6 protein-coding genes are annotated in these 3480 nt (G+C 71.0%); 4 read left to right on the top strand and 2 right to left on the bottom strand.

Features of this window, described 5'->3' with window-relative positions; genetic code table 11:
• The 4 genes from H5J30_RS22635 to H5J30_RS22620 form a co-directional block, all read left to right on the top strand.
• Positions 1-337 (top strand): HRDC domain-containing protein (locus tag H5J30_RS22635; RefSeq protein ID WP_181789222.1); only part of this gene is annotated, 337 nt, incomplete at its 5' end.
• Between the two features lie 170 nt (positions 338-507).
• A complete protein-coding gene (locus H5J30_RS22630) occupies positions 508-831 on the top strand; it encodes a hypothetical protein (RefSeq protein WP_181789221.1) in 324 nt (107 codons plus the stop codon).
• Between the two features lie 113 nt (positions 832-944).
• On the top strand, positions 945-1310 hold the full coding sequence (locus H5J30_RS22625) for a WhiB family transcriptional regulator (protein ID WP_018835021.1): 366 nt from the start codon (positions 945-947) through the stop codon (positions 1308-1310).
• A complete protein-coding gene (locus H5J30_RS22620) occupies positions 1307-1618 on the top strand; it encodes a putative WhiB-interacting protein (RefSeq protein ID WP_027744322.1) in 312 nt (103 codons plus the stop codon). The genes H5J30_RS22625 and H5J30_RS22620 overlap by 4 nt, the downstream gene beginning before the upstream one ends.
• Before the next feature lie 30 nt (positions 1619-1648).
• On the opposite strand, the gene H5J30_RS22615 is transcribed toward H5J30_RS22620, so the two are convergent.
• The gene (locus H5J30_RS22615; RefSeq protein WP_181789220.1) at positions 1649-3049 is read right to left on the bottom strand and encodes an ABC1 kinase family protein; all 1401 of its coding nucleotides are present in this window, start codon (positions 3047-3049) and stop codon (positions 1649-1651) included.
• Positions 3042-3480: ThiF family adenylyltransferase (locus H5J30_RS22610; RefSeq protein ID WP_181789219.1), on the bottom strand; the 439-nt coding region annotated here is incomplete at its 5' end. The genes H5J30_RS22610 and H5J30_RS22615, both read right to left, overlap by 8 nt.

Raw genomic sequence — 3480 nt, 5'->3', positions numbered from 1 at the left:
CGGTCCGGTGCGCTGCCGGGTCTGCGGGCGGACGCTTACGGACGCCGGCGAGATCAAGTTGATGCGCTGCGAGGACTGCCCGTCGGACATGGACGAGGGGGTGTACGAGCGGCTGCGGGACTGGCGCGCGGTCCAGGCACGGGAGCTGGGGCAGCCCGCGTACTGCGTCTTCACCGACAAGACCCTGATCGCCATCGCCGAGGCCATGCCGGCCAACGAGCAGGAACTGTCGGTCATTTCGGGTGTGGGCAGGCGCAAACTCGACCGGTATGGCGGCGATGTCCTGGATCTGTGCGCGGGTCGCGAGCCGTCCGGCGAGCCCGCGGAGGAGCCCTGACGGGGTCCGGAATAAAAGTCCCCGAAAAATGGTTTGCGATCGGCGGGAGGCTCCTCATAGCCTTCCGGCACGGAAGAACAGCTCTTCACGGAGCCGGTGATTCCGTGTTGTACTAGGAGACCTTGGACCGGCTCGCCGGTCCGACGAGACCAGAGAGGAGGAGAAAACCCATGATCAGCATCACGAAACTCGACGCTCGTGCTGCCGACGGTCGCGAGGTCGTCTCCTCCTGCCTGCTCGCCCTCTCCAAGCTCCAGGTCCCCGCCACCGGTGTGTCCGGTGTCCGTGGCGGTCTGGGTGCCGACATCCGTGACGAGCGACCGACGAAGGCACTCCTTGTAGCAGCGGCGCAGGCTCCGGCCTATGCGGCGGCGGCAGCGGGTGCCGACCTCCAGCAGGAGTGGGCCAATGGCGCCTTCGCAGGCGGCATTGCGGCCACGACGCAGCACATGCGGGCCTTCCGCGGGCCTGATCCCTGGAAAGAACCATCTTGATCAAATCGATCGAGACGGCACCTTCCAGGGCCGCGGAACCCGAACCGGGATCCGCGGCCCTTTTGATTTGCCCAACGCAGAACTTGATCAAGACGACGAGCAAGGACGGAACCGTGTCCCTCCCCGTGCACACCCCGCACAGGCCCACGCCCGACCCCGTGCCCGGCACCACCGACCTGGAGGTCCCCTTGACCCCGCTGACCGCTCTCACCGAGCTCGACGAGCGAATCGACGCGCTCGGCGACCTCGTGCCCTGTCGGAGCTACGACCCCGAGGTGTTCTTCGCGGAGACTCCGGCGGACGTCGAGTACGCCAAGTCCCTCTGCCAGACCTGCCCCGTCCGTGAGGCGTGCCTCGCGGGGGCGAAGGAGCGCCGCGAGCCCTGGGGTGTCTGGGGCGGTGAGCTGTTCGTCCAGGGTGTGGTCGTACCGCGCAAGCGGCCCCGTGGGCGCCCGCGGAAGAACCCGGTCGTGGCATGAACGCCCACGGCACGATCGACCGTCCCCGCGCACACGCACCGGCAGAGCAGGAAACGACCATGAGCCCGTCCACCGACGACCCCGCAGCACGCCACGAAGCAGGCGCCTACGACGAGCGCCAGAACAGGAACCTTCAGATGCAACTCATGCCAGAAGCCCTCGCCCGGGCCCAGTATCGGGACCGGGTGGAGGCCGCGGAACAGGAACGCAGGGCCCTGCGCCTCATCGCCGCCCGGCGGATGCAGCGACGGGCCGAGCGCGCGCACATGCGCGCCCGGCGCGCGCTGGCCATGGCGGTCATGCAGTAACGGCCCCGGGCCGCCACCGGGCGGCGCCGGTCAGGCGGTCGCCGCCGCCGGGTCCTCAGTCGCCGAACCCTCGTGGGGGTCGTCCTCCGGACGGCCCCCTTCGGCGTACTCGGCGAAGCCCGGCAGCCACTCCGTCAACTCCTCCCGCATCCGCACCTGGGCGCCGAGCTGGCAGAGCACCCCGATGGTGCTCAGCGTCACCCGGTGTATCAGCAGATACGACGGCGGCAGGTTGAGCTGCCGGCCCAACTGGTGCGCGGGATTGCGGGGATCGGCGATCCGGGCCGCCTGCGTACGCATCCACTCCCGGCTGAAGGCGAACTCCGGCACCGCCGCCGGCTCGATGATCGGCAGCAGATAGTCGATCACCGCCTCCGGGTCCAGCTCCACGTCCGGCTTGACGAACCCCTGCTCGCGCAGCAGCTCGTAGACGTCGTCCGCCTCGCCGTCGAGCGTCATGCCGAGCGCGATGCCGATCTCCTCGGGCAGCCCGCCCGGCAGCCGGTCCACCGTGCCGAAGTCCATCACCCCGAGCCGCCACTCCTCCGGCTCGCCCTCCTTCACCAGCCGGAAGTTGCCCGGGTGCGGGTCGGCGTGCAGCAGGCCCGTGCGCGCCGTGCCGGCGAAGAGGAACCGCGCCAGCAACTGGCCCACCCGGTCCCGCTCCACCCGCGAACCGTCCGCTATCAGCTCCGAGACCGGCACCCCGTCCAGCCACTCGGTGACCAGCACCTGGTCCGCCTGGTGCACCACGTCCGGCACCAGCACATCCGGGTCGTCCGCGAACTCCTCCGCGTACGCCCGCTGGGACCGGGCCTCCAGCCCGTAGTCCAACTCCTCCGAGACCCGGTCCCGCAACTCCTGGATCAGCGGCTTGATGTCCAGCCCCGGCACCAGCGGCCCCAGCAGCCGTGCGAAGCGGCCCAACTGCGCCAGGTCCGACAGCAACGCCTTGCCCGCGCCCGGGTACTGCACCTTGACCGCCACCTCGCGGCCGTCGTGCCACACCGCCCGGTGCACCTGCCCTATCGACGCCGCCGCCGCGGGCGTGTCCTCGAACTCCACGAAGAGATCGCGCCAGTCGGGGCCCAGCCGCTCCGCCAGCGCGCCGTGCACCGTGCGCACCGGCATCGGCGGCGCCGCCTCCTGCAGCTTGGTCAGGGCCGCGCGATACGGCCCCGCTATCTCCTCCGGCAGCGCGGATTCGAAGACGGACAGCGCCTGCCCGAACTTCATCGCCCCGCCCTTCAACTCGCCCAGCGTCTTGAACAACTGCTCGGCGGTGCGCTGCTGGAGCTCGCGGGCGACCAGCTCCGCCGGCCGACCGCCGAGCCGCTTGCCGAGCCCCCAGGTGGCCCGCCCGGCGAAGCCCACCGGCAGCGAGGCCAGCCTCGCCGTACGCGTGATCGCCTTGCGCGGAAGGTCAGACATGGACCACTCCCGTATCCCGGTCAGCGGCTGCCGCCGCACCGCACCCGCACCTCGGGTGTGGATCGAGCTCCGTCAACTCCCAGGCCAGGCCCGGCAGCGCGAACTCCAGCCGGGCCCCCGTGCAGACCGGCAGCCGCCCGTCGAGAAAAGTCAGCGCGTGGGCGGCCGTCAGTCCCGCCACCATTGTCGCCAACGCCACATCGCACGCGGCGACCCCCTCCCGATCACCTCCGGCCCGCCACTGGGCGAGCATCCGCGGCCACTCCGGCTCCCGCTCCGCCCGGGCCGCGGCGAGGCAGCCCGCACAGGCCGAACCACCCGGCAGCACGAGCGGTCCCACCACCCCCGTGCCCTCCAGCACCCCCGCGTACACGTGCGGAATGCCCGCTTCGCGATACCGCCGGGCGACCTCCGGATCCGGCGCGTACGCA

The sequence above is a fragment of the Streptomyces phytophilus genome, assembly GCF_013870535.1.
GTDB lineage: Bacteria > Actinomycetota > Actinomycetes > Streptomycetales > Streptomycetaceae > Streptomyces > Streptomyces phytophilus.
This window is presented reverse-complemented; position numbering and strand designations above follow the sequence as displayed.

Excerpts from the sequence above, each read along its gene's own strand:
- H5J30_RS22620 (WP_027744322.1), top strand. The coding sequence starts at position 1,307 with ATGAACGCCCACGGCACGATCGACCGTCCCCGCGCACACGCACCGGCA.
- H5J30_RS22630 (WP_181789221.1), top strand. The coding sequence starts at position 508 with ATGATCAGCATCACGAAACTCGACGCTCGTGCTGCCGACGGTCGCGAG.
- H5J30_RS22615 (WP_181789220.1), bottom strand. The coding sequence starts at position 3,049 with ATGTCTGACCTTCCGCGCAAGGCGATCACGCGTACGGCGAGGCTGGCC.